20 protein-coding genes, 1 pseudogene, 1 riboswitch and 1 other annotated feature are annotated in these 17,692 nt (G+C 31.6%); of the genes and pseudogenes, 18 read left to right on the forward strand and 3 right to left on the reverse strand.

Features of this window, described 5'->3' with window-relative positions; translation table 11 throughout:
* Positions 1 to 12: 12 nt before the first annotated feature.
* The 15 genes from nuoH to CLOPA_RS09555 all read left to right on the forward strand — a co-directional run bounded on the left by nuoH (position 13) and on the right by CLOPA_RS09555 (position 13,992).
* Positions 13 to 1,050: an NADH-quinone oxidoreductase subunit NuoH gene (nuoH, locus tag CLOPA_RS09485; protein ID WP_015615208.1), complete on the forward strand. Its 1,038-nt coding sequence runs from the start codon at positions 13 to 15 to the stop codon at positions 1,048 to 1,050.
* A gap of 5 nt (positions 1,051 to 1,055) precedes the next feature.
* Positions 1,056 to 1,448, forward strand: a complete 393-nt coding sequence (locus CLOPA_RS09490; protein ID WP_015615209.1) for a NuoI/complex I 23 kDa subunit family protein — start codon at positions 1,056 to 1,058, stop codon at positions 1,446 to 1,448.
* On the forward strand, positions 1,445 to 1,936 hold the full coding sequence (locus CLOPA_RS09495) for an NADH-quinone oxidoreductase subunit J family protein (RefSeq protein ID WP_015615210.1): 492 nt from the start codon (positions 1,445 to 1,447) through the stop codon (positions 1,934 to 1,936). The genes CLOPA_RS09490 and CLOPA_RS09495 overlap by 4 nt, the downstream gene beginning before the upstream one ends.
* Positions 1,937 to 2,245 carry an NADH-quinone oxidoreductase subunit NuoK gene (gene nuoK / locus CLOPA_RS09500; protein WP_015615211.1) on the forward strand — a complete coding sequence of 103 codons (309 nt, stop codon included), beginning with the start codon at positions 1,937 to 1,939 and terminating at the stop codon, positions 2,243 to 2,245.
* On the forward strand, positions 2,239 to 4,107 hold the full coding sequence (nuoL, locus tag CLOPA_RS09505) for an NADH-quinone oxidoreductase subunit L (protein WP_041710854.1): 1,869 nt from the start codon (positions 2,239 to 2,241) through the stop codon (positions 4,105 to 4,107). The genes nuoK and nuoL overlap by 7 nt, the downstream gene beginning before the upstream one ends.
* Positions 4,108 to 5,631, forward strand: a complete 1,524-nt coding sequence (locus tag CLOPA_RS09510) for a complex I subunit 4 family protein (RefSeq protein ID WP_015615213.1) — start codon at positions 4,108 to 4,110, stop codon at positions 5,629 to 5,631.
* Positions 5,631 to 7,037 carry an NADH-quinone oxidoreductase subunit N gene (locus CLOPA_RS09515; protein WP_015615214.1) on the forward strand — a complete coding sequence of 469 codons (1,407 nt, stop codon included), beginning with the start codon at positions 5,631 to 5,633 and terminating at the stop codon, positions 7,035 to 7,037. The genes CLOPA_RS09510 and CLOPA_RS09515 overlap by 1 nt, the downstream gene beginning before the upstream one ends.
* 143 nt (positions 7,038 to 7,180) lie before the next feature.
* Positions 7,181 to 8,074 carry a hydrogenase small subunit gene (locus tag CLOPA_RS09520; RefSeq protein WP_015615215.1) on the forward strand — a complete coding sequence of 298 codons (894 nt, stop codon included), beginning with the start codon at positions 7,181 to 7,183 and terminating at the stop codon, positions 8,072 to 8,074.
* Between the two features lie 316 nt (positions 8,075 to 8,390).
* Positions 8,391 to 9,590 (forward strand): C40 family peptidase, encoded by a 1,200-nt coding sequence (locus tag CLOPA_RS09525; protein WP_015615216.1) that lies wholly within the window; start codon positions 8,391 to 8,393, stop codon positions 9,588 to 9,590.
* 121 nt (positions 9,591 to 9,711) lie between these two features.
* Complete coding sequence (locus CLOPA_RS09530) at positions 9,712 to 10,005, forward strand: hypothetical protein (protein WP_015615217.1); 294 nt, start codon at positions 9,712 to 9,714, stop codon at positions 10,003 to 10,005.
* A gap of 292 nt (positions 10,006 to 10,297) precedes the next feature.
* Positions 10,298 to 10,507, forward strand: a complete 210-nt coding sequence (locus tag CLOPA_RS09535; protein ID WP_041710855.1) for a hypothetical protein — start codon at positions 10,298 to 10,300, stop codon at positions 10,505 to 10,507.
* A 239-nt stretch (positions 10,508 to 10,746) separates the two neighbouring features.
* On the forward strand, positions 10,747 to 11,553 hold the full coding sequence (locus CLOPA_RS09540) for a class I SAM-dependent methyltransferase (protein ID WP_015615219.1): 807 nt from the start codon (positions 10,747 to 10,749) through the stop codon (positions 11,551 to 11,553).
* Between the two features lie 225 nt (positions 11,554 to 11,778).
* Positions 11,779 to 11,955, forward strand: a riboswitch (Lysine riboswitch).
* Positions 11,956 to 12,063: 108 nt separating this feature from the next.
* Complete coding sequence (gene dapA, locus CLOPA_RS09545; protein ID WP_015615220.1) at positions 12,064 to 12,933, forward strand: 4-hydroxy-tetrahydrodipicolinate synthase; 870 nt, start codon at positions 12,064 to 12,066, stop codon at positions 12,931 to 12,933.
* A 228-nt stretch (positions 12,934 to 13,161) separates the two neighbouring features.
* Positions 13,162 to 13,386 carry a cytochrome b5 domain-containing protein gene (locus CLOPA_RS09550; protein WP_015615221.1) on the forward strand — a complete coding sequence of 75 codons (225 nt, stop codon included), beginning with the start codon at positions 13,162 to 13,164 and terminating at the stop codon, positions 13,384 to 13,386.
* A gap of 213 nt (positions 13,387 to 13,599) precedes the next feature.
* A complete protein-coding gene (locus CLOPA_RS09555) occupies positions 13,600 to 13,992 on the forward strand; it encodes a secondary thiamine-phosphate synthase enzyme YjbQ (protein WP_015615222.1) in 393 nt (130 codons plus the stop codon).
* 345 nt (positions 13,993 to 14,337) lie between these two features.
* Here CLOPA_RS09555 and CLOPA_RS26065 read toward each other — a convergent pair whose 3' ends face one another.
* From CLOPA_RS26065 to CLOPA_RS09565, 3 genes and pseudogenes are all read right to left on the reverse strand, one after another.
* Positions 14,338 to 14,646: a hypothetical protein gene (locus CLOPA_RS26065; protein WP_242834288.1), complete on the reverse strand. Its 309-nt coding sequence runs from the start codon at positions 14,644 to 14,646 to the stop codon at positions 14,338 to 14,340.
* Between the two features lie 105 nt (positions 14,647 to 14,751).
* A pseudogene (locus CLOPA_RS26470) lies at positions 14,752 to 14,925 on the reverse strand (TetR/AcrR family transcriptional regulator); the annotation flags it as partial.
* Between the two features lie 204 nt (positions 14,926 to 15,129).
* Positions 15,130 to 15,762 carry a hypothetical protein gene (locus tag CLOPA_RS09565; protein ID WP_015615223.1) on the reverse strand — a complete coding sequence of 211 codons (633 nt, stop codon included), beginning with the start codon at positions 15,760 to 15,762 and terminating at the stop codon, positions 15,130 to 15,132.
* Between the two features lie 470 nt (positions 15,763 to 16,232).
* Between CLOPA_RS09565 and CLOPA_RS09570 the strand changes: the two genes are divergently transcribed.
* The 3 genes from CLOPA_RS09570 to CLOPA_RS09580 all read left to right on the forward strand — a co-directional run bounded on the left by CLOPA_RS09570 (position 16,233) and on the right by CLOPA_RS09580 (position 17,673).
* Positions 16,233 to 16,427, forward strand: a complete 195-nt coding sequence (locus tag CLOPA_RS09570; RefSeq protein WP_015615224.1) for a DUF1858 domain-containing protein — start codon at positions 16,233 to 16,235, stop codon at positions 16,425 to 16,427.
* A 3-nt stretch (positions 16,428 to 16,430) separates the two neighbouring features.
* Positions 16,431 to 16,634 (forward strand): hypothetical protein, encoded by a 204-nt coding sequence (locus CLOPA_RS09575; protein ID WP_015615225.1) that lies wholly within the window; start codon positions 16,431 to 16,433, stop codon positions 16,632 to 16,634.
* Between the two features lie 147 nt (positions 16,635 to 16,781).
* Positions 16,782 to 17,016: a binding site (T-box leader), on the forward strand.
* Positions 17,017 to 17,283: 267 nt separating this feature from the next.
* Complete coding sequence (locus tag CLOPA_RS09580) at positions 17,284 to 17,673, forward strand: tautomerase family protein (RefSeq protein ID WP_015615226.1); 390 nt, start codon at positions 17,284 to 17,286, stop codon at positions 17,671 to 17,673.
* Positions 17,674 to 17,692 lie beyond the last annotated feature (19 nt).

Genomic DNA, 17,692 nt, shown 5'->3' on the forward strand with positions numbered 1-17,692 from the left:
TAGGAGGGAAAAATGGAAAATATCTTTATAAATATATCTAACTGGACCGAAAAATTGATTTTAGCCTTAGGAATACCCCATATTTTGGTTAGCATCATTATGAGTATTATTTATTTTATAGCTATTGTAGCTTTTGTTTTGCTAAATGCAATGTATCTAATCTATTTAGAGAGAAAATTTTGTGGCTTTCTGCAGCAACGTCTGGGACCGAATAGATTTGGGCCTCGGGGGATTCTTCAGAGCTTGGCCGATGTGGTTAAGCTTTTAGGTAAAGAAGATATTATTCCTGACAAAGCAGACCGATGGGTCTTTCGGTTAGCCTCTTTATTAGTTATGGTTCCTGCTCTATTAGTCTACGCGGTTTTACCCTTTGGCGAAAATATGATTGCAGCTAATTTAAATTTGGGTGTGATTTATTTTATAGCCATTTCAGGAACTGCTTCCGTACCAATTCTAATGGCAGGATGGGGATCTAATAATAAATATTCTCTCCTAGGGGGAATGCGAGTAGTTGCCCAAATGATCAGCTATGAAATACCTATGATTTTTTCTCTTCTTGGCATTGTCATGCTAAGCGGTTCTTTAAATTTGGCAGAAATCATTTCAGCACAACATAATGTCTGGTTCATTTTTTTACAGCCTATTGCCTTTGTTGTTTACTTTATTGCTGCAACAGCGGAGCTAAATAGAGGACCTTTTGACCTGCCTGAAGGAGAACAGGAGATAATAGCTGGACCATTTACAGAATATAGTGGAATGCGCTATGCACTTTTTTATCTTGCTGAATACACCAATATGTTTGCTATTTCAGCACTTATTGTTACTTTGTTTTTAGGTGGTGCAAGTGGTCCTATATTACCTTCCTGGATTTGGTTTATATTAAAAACCTATGTAATAATTTTATTATTCATGTTGGTTCGCTGGACTTTTCCTAGATTTAGGTTGGATCATATGATGTCTTTAAATTGGAAATATCTTATTCCTATTTCTTTGATGAATGTTTTATTTACAGGAATAGGTGTTAAAATCTTTCAGTTAATTAAGGGGTGAGTTAGATGTTTGGTAAAGGATTAATCAATGGTCTTAGAGTAACACTAGGACATTTATTTGAAAAAAATATTACAGAGCAGTATCCAGAACAGCATCCTAAGCTGCCACCACGTTCCCGTTGCTCTTTTAAACTAGATCCAGAGAAATGTATTTCTTGTGGTATTTGTGCTTTGAGCTGTCCTAATAGAGTTATTACCATTGCCAGTTATAAAGATGAAAATAATAAAAGACATTTAAGTAAGTATGAAATGGAATTAATGTATTGCCTTTTTTGTGGACTTTGTGTTGAAAGCTGTCCTAGTAAAGCCTTACAGTCTACTTCAGATTTTGAATTAAGTACTTATAATAGAGCTGAAACCAAATTGACACTATTCAGCAGTAAGGAGGACTTATTATGATCTCATCTTTTGTTTTTTGGCCTATAGCAATTCTAATTTTAGCTTGTGCCATAGGCGTTATTCATTCAAAAAATATTGTACATAGTGCACTATTACTGATATTAACATTTATAGGTATCGCAGTAGTTTTCATTTTGCTTGAAGCTGATTTTCTGGGCTTAGTACAGATTTTGATTTATGCTGGTGCTATTTCTATTTTAATCGTATTTGCTATAATGCTTACACGAAGAAGTGAAATGAAAAATAGTAATCCATTTAATAAATTAAGATGGGTCAGTCTAATAGTTTGTTTGGGATTTTTTGGGGTGATTGCACGTTTGATTATAGTCAGTCGTTTTACTTATAAAAATTTAGAAATAAAAAATACCATTGGCTCTATTGCAGAAGGATTCTTTGGAAATTATATGATTCCATTTGAAATTTCTGCCATACTTTTGTTGATTGCTATGGTAGGAGCTATTATTTTAGCTAAAGGAGTGAAAAATTAAATGGTTGGTTTAGAGGGTTATCTTTTATTAGCAGCAGCTTTGTTTTGTGTTGGACTATATGGAGCTTTTGCAAAAAGAAATGTTATAAGTGTATTAATGTCTGTGGAAATTATGATGAATGCAGTTAATATAAATTTAGTAGCTTTTAATAGGTTCTTAGCACCTGCAAAAGTTACAGGACATATCTTCGCTATTTTTGTCATTGTGGTTGCAGCAGCTGAAATTGCTGTGGGTTTAGCTATTATCCTAAATATTTACCGCAGTCGTACTACAACCAATGTAGAAGATTTCAATATTTTGAAATGGTAGGTGCTATGATGATATTTATAAGTTTAGCTTGGTTAATTCCAATATTTCCAGCAATTACATTTTTACTTATAGCCTTTATTACAAAAGGATTTAAACGTATTAGTGCAATAATTGCAATAACAGGAATGTCTCTTTCTTTTATATTTTCTTTAGGTGTTTTTTATGATGTTATTGCTTCTGGAGTTAGTATTAAACAGCCTATTGAATATGCTGTTTCATGGCTTTCAGTTCCAATTAATATTGCAGCAGGAGTATTAATTGATCCACTTACTGCAGTTATGCTTTTAATTGTGACTTTTATTGGATTGTTGGTGGAAATATATTCCTTAGGATACATGCAAAATGATCCGGGGTTTTCTAGATTCTTTGCAAATTTATCGCTGTTCAGCAGCTCTATGTTAGGTTTAGTTATTGCCAATAACTATTTTCAGATGTTTTTTTTCTGGGAATTAGTAGGTTTATGTTCTTATCTTCTCATTGGCTTTTATTTTCATAAGCATTCGGCTATAAGAGCTAGTAAAAAAGCATTTATCGCCAATAGAGTGGGGGATTTTGGATTTTTATTAGGAATCCTTTGTCTCTTTATAGCTTTTGGAAGTTTTAATTTTAGGGAACTTGCTGTTAGTATCCCCACTTATCCAAATGTTTTCGTTCTTACTATTGCAGCATTATTAATTTTTGCAGGTCCAGTTGCAAAGTCAGCTCAATTTCCACTGCATGTCTGGCTTCCGGATGCTATGGAAGGACCAACACCTGTAAGTGCTTTAATTCATGCAGCTACAATGGTGGCAGCTGGTGTATATCTCCTTGCACGTGGTTATATCTTATTTTCCTCATTACATGAAGTGAGTTTAGTAATTGCGTACATTGGAGGAATAACTGCCTTTATGGCAGGTACTATTGCTCTGGTGCAAAGGGATTTAAAAAGGATATTGGCTTTTTCCACCATGAGTCAGTTAGGTTATATGGTTATGGCAATGGGTGTAGGAGGATTTACTGCTGGCATATTTCATCTTACCAGTCACGCATTTTTTAAAGCTTTATTATTTTTAGGTGCAGGTAGTATTATTCATGCTATTGGTGTACAGGACATTTTTAAAATGGGTGGTCTAATTAAAAAAATGAAAATTACCAGCTGGACTTTCATTATTGGTTCTTTATCCTTGGCAGGGATTCCACCTTTGTCTGGTTTTTTCAGCAAGGATGAAATTTTGTCTATAACTTACGAACATGGCTATAGGTTTTTATATTATTTAGGTTTAATCACAGCATTTTTAACAGCTTTTTATATGTCACGTCTGGTTTTTACCGTCTTCTTTGGCCAGGAAAAGCAAAAGCATTCAGTACATAAAATTCCTTGGAATATGACGTTACCTTTAATAATATTATCAGTTTTTGCAATATTCTATGGTTTTCTGAATAAGACTTTTGCTTCATACATATATTTTCAGGCAACCCAAAGTACAGTGCCAAATCTAATCATCATGAGTGAATCGGTGGCGGTAGCTTTTGGTGGAATCATATTTAGCTGGCTTATTTATGGTAAGAAAATAGTATCAAGTGAAGCTCTTAGTGTGAGATTCAAACCAATTCATCAACTTCTTTTTAATCAATATTATTTCAATGAGTTTTATAATTGGCTATATGACAGAGTTGTTTTAAACATTTCTCATTTCTTCCATTGGTGGGATCGAAAGATAGTAGATGGAATTTTTGATAATACTACTTCTTTAATAAAAAGGATGGGTATTAGACTTAGACTTGTTAACTCGGGTAGTGTGCAGAATTATGCTTTAATTTTTTTTATAGCAATTGCTTTCATAATTCTATGGTTAGCAGCACCGATTTTAGGAGGGGTATAGATGCAATTTCCCATATTAACATTAATATTATTAGCACCGATTTTAGGTATTATGATAATACTTTTGTTTCCAGCAACTAAGGTGAAGGAAATAAAAGTAACCACAGCAATTGTCACTTCAATTTCATTGTTTCTGTCCATTGTAGCTTTTGTAACTTATAATAGAGGAATAGGTGGGCTTCAATTTATGGAGATATATCCCTGGATACCTGCCTTCGGAATTAATTATTCAGTTGGAGTAGATGGTTTAAGCTTGCCTTTGATACTGCTTACCTCTATTGTTATTTTTACAGGTGTTTTTGCATCATGGAAAATGGAGAATAGAATCAAGGAATTCTTCATATTTCTACTCTTATTGGTTGCAGGTGTTTTTGGTGTATTTATTTCCCGAGATTTATTTTTCTTTTTCCTATTCTTTGAAATAGCTGTTATTCCAATGTATATTTTAATTGGAGTTTGGGGAAGTACTCGAAAAGACTACGCAGCAATGAAGTTAACTCTGTATTTATTGGTAGGTAGTTCGCTTGTCTTAGTTGGGATCATTGCAACTTTTGTCTACGCAAATAACTTGGGAATAACAAGTTTTGATATTCAAACTCTTAGCAGTATTAAATATAGTTTTGGCTTTCAGAAATTTGCTTTTTTTCTGATGCTAATAGGCTTTGGCATTTTAGTTCCTATGTGGCCCTTTCATACATGGTCTCCTGATGGACACGTAGCGGCACCAACAGCTGTGAGCATGCTCCATGCTGGAGTTTTGATGAAACTAGGCGGCTATGGGATTATCAGGGCTGGAATATTTCTTTTCCCGGAAGGTGCAAAATACTGGGTTCCTTTAATTGCAGTACTATCCATTGCCAATGTAGTATATGGTGCTTTGGTTGCCATGGCTCAAAAGGATTTAAAATTTGTAATTGGTTATTCCAGCGTAAGCCATATGGGGTATGTACTTTTGGGAATTGCCTCTTTAAATTTTACAGGAATTGATGGGGCAGTAGCACAGATGTTTGCTCATGGCATTATGACAGCATTATTCTTTACTTTAATAGGTAATATTTATCATAAGGCTCATACCCGAGAAATTGTTCGATTTGGAGGGCTAATGCATCAGATGCCAAGAATAGCCATTGGTTTTACAATTGCTGGCTTTGCATCACTAGGTTTACCAGGGCTGAATAATTTTGTTGCTGAATTTCTCATATTTGTAGGTTCATTTAGCAAAACAACAAAATTATTTTCAGTTATACCCTTTAAAGTCATCTCAATTTTAGCTGTTCTAGGAATTGTCATTACTGCTGTTTATATATTAAAGGTGATTCAAGATACTTTCTTAGGTCCTAGAAAAAAAGAATTGGATCACTTAAAAGATGCCAAAGGTGTGGAAATGATCCCTATAGTTATCTTGTCAGGTGTATTAATATTTTTTGGCCTATTCCCAGCACCGCTAATTAATCTTATTCATAGTGGGGCAATTCCCTTGATTAAGAGAATTTCAGAAGCAGGGCTTATAGGGAGGGGATTTTAATGGTTAGTTATATAGTTGAACTTTTAACTGCAGCTTTATGTCTTATACTTTTGGTAGCAAATTTATTACTGCCAAAGCATAAAAAGAAATTTGCATTGCTCACAGGAATAGGTCTTTTTACAATTTTAATAGTTTCTTTATTCAATGGTAATCATCCACAAACTTTCTTTGGCGGAGCTTACATTATTGATTCTTTTAGTATTTTTTTTAAACAGCTATTTTTAGTTGCTGCCATCTTAACTGTTCTAGTTTCTAAAGATCATATAGCATCTAAACAAGGAGAGTTCTATGCATTAATTGTTTCAGCACTTTTGGGAATGATGGTTATGGCATCTTCTGGAGAACTTATAACTCTGTATATGGGGCTAGAACTAATGACCATTTCTTTTTGTATTTTAATAGCTTATCAAGGTGATGAGAAATCAAAAGAAGCAAGTTTAAAATACATTATTTTAGGTGCAATGTCTTCAGCAATTTTTTTGTATGGATTAAGTTTAATGTATGGTGTAACACAAACTACCATTATTAAAGAAATTGCAGGTGTGTTAAGAGCAGGACATTTTGTACCCTTAGAAATACTGGGGATGATATTTTTAATGGCAGGCTTTGCTTTTAAAATTGCTATTGTTCCTTTTCATATGTGGGCACCAGATATTTATGAAGGAGCACCTACTTCAATCACTGTATTTTTGGCAGTAGCATCCAAAACTGCTGCTTTGGCAGTATTGCTAAGACTTTTTATGGGTGGTATGTCATCTATTTCTAGCTATTGGGTTGAATTAGTCATCCTCTTATCTGTTTTAACCGTAATATTAGGCAATCTAATTGCCATTCCTCAGACCAATATCAAAAGGATGCTAGCTTACTCAAGTATTGCGCAAGCCGGTTATTTTTTATTAGGTGTTATTGCTAATTCAAACCTTGGTGTGGCAGCCATTTTACTCTATAGTTTATTTTACATTTTTGCCAATATGGGTGCTTTTGGGGTTGCAATTGCTGTTTATAAAGCAACAGGTAGTAATGAAATTAAAGATTATGCTTATTTAGCCCGAAAATCACCTTTTCTGGCGGCTGTAATGCTCATTTCTTTACTTTCTCTGGCAGGAATGCCGCCCTTGGCTGGATTTATAGGAAAATTTTATCTTTTCTTAGCTATAATAGAGAAGGGACAATTGTGGCTAGCATTTTTAAGTATTGGTATGAGCGTGGTATCAGCATACTACTATCTTAGAGTTGTTAAGGTCATGTATTTTGGAGAAGGTCCTAAGAAATTTGAATCAATTCCTGTATCAAAAAGTACCAAATTGGCACTTACTGTATCTATGATAGCCCTTGTCGTTCTTGGAATTTACCCAAATCAATTAATTAATATGGTTTTAGCGGTTTCTAAAGCATTTTTACCGTAACAAAAGAAGGGCAAGGCCTTTTATTTCTTCATAATTTCTTCATAAGAGTTTTATACAATAAAAAAGTAAGTGAGTAAAAAAATGTAAAGACGCACAATCAAAATAAATTCCATCTTGTGATTAAATTTGAGGAGAGTGATATTATGAAAATTAGCAGAAGAGATTTTCTTAAATGGTCTGCAGCAACTGCATTAGCACTAAATGTTGATCTTGATATAGGTAGAGTTAATACAGTACTTGCAGCAGAAACAGATCCACCAATTATTTGGCTTAATGGAGCAAGTTGTTCAGGATGTACAGTATCAATGCTAAATGTTACTGATCCTACCACTATTGATGATGTTTTATTAAATAAGGTAAGTGTGAAATATAGTACAACTCTTATGACTACAGCAGGAGAAAGTGCTGTGCAAACTCTTGATGCAGCAGCTAATCAATATAATGGACAATTTATACTTGTAATTGAGGGTGCAGTACCAACTGGAGAAAATGGATATTATTGTATTATTGGTGAACAGAATGGTTCACCATTAACAATGCAGCAGGCTTTATTAAAATATGGCCCTATGGCTAAGTATGTAGTTTCAGCAGGAGCTTGTGCATCTTTTGGAGGAGTACCGGCTTCTAGTCCTAATACTACATTATGTCAATCAGTAGAAACAGTATTAAGTGGCAAAACTACAAATCCTATAATAAATCTTCCTGGATGTCCTGTTCATCCAACAGTTTTAATACAGACATCACTAGATCTTATATTAATAGGAACACCTGCATTAGATATGAATAATAGACCAACTAAATATTATGGGACAATGATTCATGACGTATGTCCTAGAAGACCTCTCCAAAAGGTAAATCAGCCAGGTATATATGGATGTTATATGATGATTGGGTGTAAGGGACCAATGACTGAAAATGTATGTCCAACTTTCAAATGGAATAATGGACAAGGGTGGTGCGTACAAGTTGATCATCCCTGTATAGGATGTGCAGATTCAAGCTTCCCAACAAATCCGTTATTAAAAACAGGTTGCTAAATAAATAATAATTGTAAAAATAAGATTTTATAAAGCCTTATATTGCAAAAATATAGGGCTTTATAAGTTTTTCTGTCGTTATTAATTCAAATCTTCATATGTTCTACACATTTATGTGATAAAATAAGTTGAAAATTAATATGGGTAGGGTTATCCGATGACTACCCACTCTAATACTCCCATCTTTTTCAAAGTGGGGGTAAAGAGTGGATACGTCCCTGTATAACGACTTCTAAGCATCAGGTGGAATAAAAACTCCACCTAATGCCAAGAATTCTGTTTATAAAAAGACATATAAAATTAGGGGGATAACGGTTTGAATAAGAGAATATTAGCTGCTGTTCTGTCTTTAGGTATAGTACTTACAATGAATGTTAGAACTTTAGCCGCGCCATCATTAGATGAACAATTAAATACATCACAAAATCAATACAATCAAAGTCAGAATACTCTAAATGGAGCACAAAAGAAAGTCAACGATATAGAGGCAAGTATAGAAATGTTGGATAACCAAATTCAGCAGAGTATGACGGAAATTGATAATGTTAAGGGTAAAATAATTAAAACAGAGTCAGACATAGATAGTGCACAGAAAAGTATTGAGAGATCTGAACAGGATATGAAGGCTGAAAAAGAACTCTATAATAAGAGAATGAGGGCTATATATATCAATGGAAATAGTGGATATGTAAGTATGTTGTTAGATTCCAAGGGAATAAGTGATTTTATTTCAAAAGTAGAAACAATAAAGAGTGTAACCGAATTTAATGACAAGATAATATCAAATTTAAATATAAGAAGACAAGCTCTTCAAGAGAAACAGGATAAGCTTGCAAGTGATAAAGAAAATTTAATTTCTTTAAAAAATGATAGTGAGAAAAAATTAGATGACTTAAATAATAAGAAAGCACAGCAGCAGCCGCTTATTGCAGACGCTAAAGCACAGCAGAAGTCAGCAGTTGAGTCAAGTGCGTCTACAAAGGCTCAAATTGATTCAATAAAGCAAAGAATTGCATCTGCTAAGGCGGCTGAACAAGCAGCTCAACAGGCAGCTGAAAATGTAAGTCAAAACAATGGTGCAAGTAGTGAAGCAAATAAATCTACAAATATTGCTGCTAACAATTCCAATAAAAATGTTAGTATAAATAGAGGTGGAGCAGTTTCTAATGATTCCATTATAGCATATGCATCAAGCTTCTTAGGCACGCCATATGTATGGGGAGGCACATCTCCAAATCCTGGCTTTGATTGCTCTGGATTTACTCAATATGTATATAAAAAGTTTGGCATATCAGTTGGAAGAACTACATATGATCAAATAAAAGATGGAGTAGGAGTGTCAAGAGATCAGCTTCAACCAGGAGATTTAGTTTTCTTTGGAACCTATGATAATCCACATCACATGGGGATGTATATAGGAGATGGTATGTACATACATGCACCTCACACGGGAGATTTTGTTAAAATATCACCTCTAGGTAGAAGTGATTACTTGACGGCTAGAAGAGTAAAATAAAAATTGGACAAAGGCTACAAATTTAAATTCTTCATCTTATCTACATAATTTTTATATATAATACATGCAGAGAATGAATTAGGGTCTATGTTTGTTTTTATTAAAATTTAGGAGGGATTCTATGAATTGTCATGAAAGTAAAAATGATAATCAAAGTAATCAAGAAAAACCACACAGTCCTTTAAAGCATATGCTTCATATGATTCTTTGCTGTGCCATTCCAATTCTTTTAGTTGCGGCTCTGCCATTTTTGAAGCTAAATGTAACTTTAAATAGGGCTATATTATCTATTTCACCGCTTATATGTCCTATAATGATGGGATCTATGATTTTTATGATGGTGAAAGGTTCAAAGAAGAAAAAGCTAGATAATGAGCATTTGAAGAACAGCACGGAAATAGTGAAAAAGGATTAAAAATTATTGCTTAGTTAAGATATAAATGGTAAAATGTAATCATGAATTTACTAAGATAAAGTGTTGTAATGTAAATTTGTAAAATATAGAGATTTTGGGAGGAGTGATGTTTTATGATAAAAGTATTTTATGCAGATAGTGTTATAAGAATAATAAAACAGGCTACTCCTATAGAGTTTATGTAAGTAATTAATAGGTTACTATTTTGGAAGTGTGTACCCTTGGAGTAGTTTGTGAAAAATCAATTATTCCAAGGGTATTTTTATACCCAAAATTAGGAGGTAGCTTATTCGTGAAATCAAATTATAATTTAATGGAATTAGGATGGAATGATTCTTTACAGGACGAATTTAAAAACTTTAAAGATGAATATATGGTGGGAAGAATTGCTGTAGAATATAAAGGAGCTGAATTTATGAAGAGAAAACTTGATAAAAAAGCTCAAAGTGATCATAAAAACAAAGTTAAGGCTATAAATAAAGAACTTAAGCGTAGATATTAATAATAATTTTCATAATATTAACCACATAATGATTGAAAATATATATAATTTATGAAATTATTGTATTATAAGTTCATAAGGCAACTTTAAATATTCCAGTTGAAATATTTACAATACTTCTTAGTAGAAAATTCATAATTAATGTATCTTCAAAAAGATAGCTGTCTAGTATACTAGGATATTTAACAGCGCTACATGGTATTTATTTTCAGTTGCCTAATTTTAGGAGATGGTATTTTATGAAAGAAAATGTACAGCTGAATGTAGACAGATTCTTGGGCTTTGCTGATGTGTATAACAATGCAAGACCTACATGCCCGGAAAAGGTTAAAGAGATAATAATAAAATATTTAGGTTATAAGCCAAAGCTTGTAGTAGATATAGGTTGTGGTACTGGACTATCTACAAGGATTTGGAGTGATACCAGTGATAAGGTTATAGGAATAGAACCAGGTAGAGATATGATGAAGGTTGCACAAGAAAAATCGGCTGAGTTAAACAATATTAGCTTTATTTCAAAATTCTCGGATAATACGGGCTTAGAGGATAACTATGCAGATGTTGTTACCTGTTCACAATCATTTCACTGGATGAAGCCTGATACCACTATAGCGGAAGTTGCAAGAATACTTAAAAAAGGTGGAGTCTTTGCAGTATATGATTGTGATTGGCCGCCAGTATTTAACTGGGAAGCTGAACTAGAATACAAAAAGCTTTTTGAAAAGGTAAACTATCTAGAGTCCACTAATGCTGAACTTAAGAATAGTTTCGTAAAATGGGATAAAGATAAACATCTTTCTAATATAAAAGATAGTGAAAAGTTTAGATATGTAAGAGAAATATTATTTTCCAATAGTGAAGATTGTGATGCAGATAGGTTTATTAATCTGGCTTTAAGTCAGGGCAGCCTACAGGGTGTTATAAAAGCTGGAATAAATGAAATTAATCCTTACTTAATAAATTTCAAGAATAGAATAAGCGATATATTTGGTGACAGTAAATTTAAAATAGACTTCTGTTATCGTATGAGAATTGGAGTAAAATAGAAAAAATGTATGTGAAAATAAATAGCAAGTCAAAGATTCCACATATATTTTGAATTATGCAAGGAAACAGGTTTTGATGATAGGGGTGCTATGGTCGGGTTCTGTTAGCGTGGAATGATTCAAAATAAACTAGCATACTAACTGGATATTTATTTCAATGCCTAAAATATAGTTTGAAATTCTATTACATGTATGTTAAACTATTCGTAATAAAATTGAATTCTTACCTAGGGTAGAGGTGCTGTAATTATAAGTAATTGTTCTTAGCTTGCAGGCGAAGAGGAACAAGGAAAGGAATTATAGCCGAAGGAGATATTTTGGCAAAGGGATCTTCTGGTTTTGTATAAAATATATGCAAAACTGTCACTATTGGTTTTGGTATAGTGGAGAGCTACAGGGTACACGTGCATTGTTAATATTAGATTTGATACTAACAGCAAGGGTGTTCCTTTGCTGTTAGTTTTTTATTATACTAACATTTTGCCCTGGTAAGAGGAAGGTAGGTATAATATGAAAATTAAAGGTGTTTTATTACCAATTGTTACTCCATTTATAGGGGGAAAGGTGGATTTTGAGTCTTATGGAAATATGATAAAGCGTTACTCCAATAAGGGCATAGCAGGATTTGTGCCACTTGGAACCAGTGGAGAAACTCCAACTTTATCAGATTATGAATATGAAAGTGTATTGGAAAAAACTATTGAATATAACGAAAAAAACTTACCAGTATATGTAGGGTTTGGAGGGAACAATACAGAAAAAATGGTCAAGAGTGTAAAGCTCTTTGAAAAATATAAAATTCAGGGGATTTTATCAGTTTGTCCTTATTATAATAGACCGGATCAAAGGGGAATATTTGAACATTTTAAAAGAATATCTGAAGCTACTCCTCTTGATATAATACTTTATAATATACCTTATAGAACTGGTAGAAATATTGAAAATGATACAGTTAGAAAATTGGCCGAGCTAAAAAATATAGTGGGAATAAAGGACGCATGTGGTGATTTTAATCAGAGTGCTGAGCTTTTGCTAAATCCACCTAAGGATTTCTCTATATTAACAGGAGAAGATGCACTATTTTATAGTACTTTAATGCTTGGTGGAGACGGTGGTATTCTGGCATCTGCTCATATTCATACTGAAAAATTTGTTGAAATCTATAACAAAGTAAAAGAAAATAATCATTTTGAAGCTCTTAAAACATGGAAAGAAGTAGCAAATATTATTCCGCTATTATTTCAAGAGCCTAATCCAGCTCCTATTAAGTATTGTTTGTATAAAGCTGGGTTAATAAAGTCTCAAGAGATAAGATTGCCATTAGTAGAAATATCACAAATTTTAGCGGAAAAAATTGACAAAGCTATAAATCATAAATAAAGTAGTATTTTGAAAAATATGCTCTTGAATTAGATGATGAAAATTATACTATTTCAAGGGTATTTTTATGTTTAAAATTATAATTAACGTAACTTGCTTTACGGATTTTTTTTAGATAATGTTTTGCAGATATATTTATAATTTTAAGATGAATTTAAAATAAATGAAGGAAATAGATATTTTATGTTGAATTAAAATTTAAATAAAACTAATAAGAGGTGGATTTATATGAGTAACAAGATATTTACAAAAGAAGAATTGAGTAAATTTAATGGACAAAATGGTAATCCAGCGTATATAGCAATTAAGGGTATTGTTTATGATGTAAGCGGTATATTAGTATGGAAAAATGGAATACATCATGATGAGATAGCAGGGCAGGATTTTACGGATAAATTTCCACATAAGATAGAGTGGTTAGATAGGTTAAAAGTCGTAGGAAAATTAGAATAAAAATAAATGTTGTTTAAGGCATAGTAAAAGGCTTTAGACAACATTTATTTTTGTAAAGTGTAATTATATTTATAAATCTAGATTTCAATTGTACAAAGCCTTATATGAGAATTGGAACTAGATTAGAATTTATAAGTTTGATGGATAAGTAAATCAAAAAAATGGGATAGCAATAGAGTTTTATGGTAAAATAATAACTAAGAGGGTGGAATTATGAAATATGAAATAAAAACTACAAAGAGTCAGGAGCTTGTTGATATAACAAATATTGTTAGAGAAGCAGTGCGAAAGAATGATGTAAATGATGGTATTGTTACTGTATTTATTCCTCATACTACTGCTGGGGTGACTATAAATGAAAATGCTGATCCAGACGTAGTAACGGATATGTTGTCAGCGTTAAATAAAGCTTTTCCAGTAGAAAATGGCTATTTACATGTTGAAGGAAATTCTCATGCTCATATAAAAGCATCACTTATGGGCTCATCCTGTAATGTAATTGTAGAAAATGGAGAGCTACTGCTTGGAACCTGGCAGGGAATCTATTTTTGTGAATTTGATGGACCAAGAAGTAGAAAGATTTATATAGAAATATTGAGAGATTAATACGCATTTAGTATTATAAGTAATCTATAGAGTTTACATACAAAATCCACTCAGTCATTTTGTATATTATGATGAAATTGCTCTAATTATGATATAATATGTGTAGAATATAAAATTATAGGGGTGGTTATTTTGAGAAAAGGAAAAGTTGTTATTTTTATTTTAAGCCTTGTCACAATTTTATCTTTAATTATTGCTATTTACAGATGCATAAGTGAAAAATCATCTTATATAACAATAAAAAATAATTAAGTTTTATATTGTTATGGATTGAATATTATGAAACATATAAAATGCTATAGTTAAACTCTGTAAATATAGAAGTTTAACTATAGCATCAATTGTTTATTGTAATATTTTTTTTACAATTTCCTTGCATTCTTTGATTAAGGTATCCTTATGGAAGTTTGAATCTCTATTATACATAATTTCATGACACATACCTTCAATTAAGGAATATACTAGAAATAATTTTTCTTTTTTATTAGAAAAACTTAAGGTATATTCACTAATCTTTTCTAGATATTTATCTATTTGAATTTTTTGTTGATGATGATGATATTCTCTAATATCATCGTCGGTACAGGCAAGCATTGTAATTTCTTGATGAAATCTCGGAGAAAATTTATGGTTTTCCAGTACCGAATTCACCATAGTGTCTACAAGTAAAGTTAAATCATTTTTATCTTTAATTTTATTTAAATTTTCTATGGTATTATTGTAGACAGCGTTACTATATAAGTGTAAAACTTCTAGAAATATATCTTTTTTATTTTTAAAATAAGCATAGACACTTCCAGTAGCTAATCCAGCCTCTTTAGCTATTTCTGCAGTAGTAGTATCTAAATATCCCTTATTATTGAATATTTTATTAGCGGTATCAATTATTTTTTTTCTTTTTTCAATAGACCTTTTTTGTATAGGTATTCGTATTTATCTGTTCATATTATCACCTAATTAGATTTTAGGATTAATTTGATGTTTTGTCAAGAATATGAAATATAGTTCACGTTTTGTTGACAGTATATTGATAAAATTCTATATATGTTCATACTGTTAATATCAATGAATCTACTAAAAATTATTATATAATATTTTCCTAATGCAGAGGTGATTTTTGTACGGAAATTAATAAAATTAACAGGGTATAAATTTATAATGAAATTGTTTAATTATACCTTCAGCCATAATATCAGCCATTTCCAAAGCTTGTTTTTCAATTTCATCATATAATCTTATGCTTTCTGAATAGTTCTTGGTAAGTATAGCAACTGCCTCTGCTTTAGTAAGTTTTAAGTGATCATATAACATTAATTGCCAGTCTCTTTGTGACCAATATGGATTGATTCTGCTAAGAAAAATGGCTATTTCATCTGCATTGGCATACCAGTTTTTTTCAGCTTGCGCAGCAGCAGTAGTATCACCAGCTTTAGCTGCCTTTACAAGTTGTGCTGCTATGGTGAGATGGTCTGTAAATAATTTCCTAAATTCAGCAGCTATTTTATCCCCGTAAAAAGGACTTAGTGCCCTTTCAAAATCCACAGGATTTTGGAGAAGGCGATTGGTAACAAGATCTACATCTGGCGAATCTGTTAATATGCTTGTTATTGTCAATCGTGTCCAGACAATGTGTTGTTCCCAGAGCATATGAAGCTTATTTATTAAGGCTGTTTTGCAGATTTTCATAGAATGATTGTCATATCTTTCATTATAATATCTGTATATTGGACGTATATTATGGAAATGTGTTTTTGCTGGATATTGGTACATAATTATCTCCTTCTTATAATTTTTCTAGGTTATAGTATGTGAATTTAAATACAAAAGTTACACTACCAACTGATAAATTTTAAATTTCTATCATTAACAATAAAAAATGTTGCATTGTTATATTTTTATCTACATTGAAACAATATTGATAAGCAGATAAAAATACAATAAAAAAATTAGAAATTTATAAAATTTACTTGATTTTTATATAAATACGAAATATAATAGTATAAAACAGTACAATACATAACTAAATAGATAAAAATATTCCAAATAATAAATATATATACGAAATGACATTGTTCTTACTATGAAATAAAGTCATTGAACATATAAAATATTTTCAAAAATAATATAACTTAATAAAACGTATTTATCCTATATTAAGTTATGTATCATTAATAATTATGAGTATTTTATCTTGTCTAGATGATTACGATAGGCAGGTTGAATATTGAAAGGGTGATATTATGATTACAAAAGATATGACTATAGGAAAAATTATCAAACATTATCCTGAAAAAATTGAAGTACTAATGGAATTTGGATTATATTGTAATGATTGTCTTTCAGCAAAGTTTGAAACTGTTGAAAAGGCAGCACAGGTCCATGAATTCGATCTTGAAGAATTAATTTATCAATTAAATTTATCTGAGGAGAGATGAAAAATGTTAAAAAAATATGAGATTCTTTTAACTGTGGTATTTATGGGTATTTTTGCAGGCATATATTTATATGTATATGGGGAAATTTCTAGGGAAGCAAGTATGGCTATTTTTTTCTTGGGAATGTTGAGTTTGTTATCCTTTGCAACTAGCGACAATGATTTGGAAAAGTCTGTATATGATTTGCAAAATATTGAAATGCAATAAGGTATCTTCAAAAAATAATTAGTCAATATGCTTGGCCTATTTTGTATCTTCTCATTTTATTTATTATCATATGTTTAAAAAATTTTTAAACATATGATATAATATTGACATTTAACATAATTAGGTATATGATATAAAAAATGAAAGTTAAAGTCAATGAAGAGAAGTAGTAGATATAGAAAATTAGTTAAAGCGAGCTTGGAATGGTGGGAGCCAGGTACTGTAGTTTATATTGAATGGATCTCTGAGATGTGATGCGAAATAATAGTAGCAGCAAACGGTAGTCTACCGTTAAAAGGACAGGGTATCGAGTAAAATCTGTACCTGATAAAGATCGTTTTATATTAAGGTGGTATAGCGAAATAATCATTTTGTCCTTATTGGATGAAATGTTTTTTTGTTTTTATAGCTTTTATTTTAGCTTATTTAATGGTAGTTTCTAAAACATTAAATTGAAAGTTAATTTTATCTGATGACTATCTACTCTAATACTCCCACCGATTTTCGTAAAGTGGGAGTGAAGAGTGGCTCGTTCCTGGATATGACCTTATATAAAACAAAAATATGGGTGGCACCACGGTCACTTCGTCCCATTTTAGGATGAAGTGGCCTTTTTTGATTATATAGTTAGTTATAAGGAGGTAAGACAGTGGCGCAAATCAAAGTATATGGACTAAAACAAAATTTGAATATTATTAAAACAGAGTTATCTGATATTATTCATTCTTGCGTTGTAAATGCACTGCAATATCCGGTAGAAAAAAGATTTCACAGATTTTTTCCTTTAGATAAAGAAAATTTCTATTTTCCAAAAGGAAGAACAGACAAATATACCATAATTGAAATCAGTATTTTTGAGGGTAGAAGTGTTGAAGCAAAGAAGAAGCTAATAAGACTTTTATTTAAGGTTATTGAAAAAGAATTGAATATTTCACCTAATGATATTGAGATAACAATTTTTGAAACTCCTAAATATAATTGGGGGATAAGAGGGTTGCCTGGAGATGAATTGAAATTAGATTATAAGGTTGAAATATGATTTTATGGGGGGTAAAATT

Origin of the sequence: Clostridium pasteurianum BC1, from assembly GCF_000389635.1 — a bacterium.
GTDB lineage: Bacteria > Bacillota > Clostridia > Clostridiales > Clostridiaceae > Clostridium_I > Clostridium_I pasteurianum_A.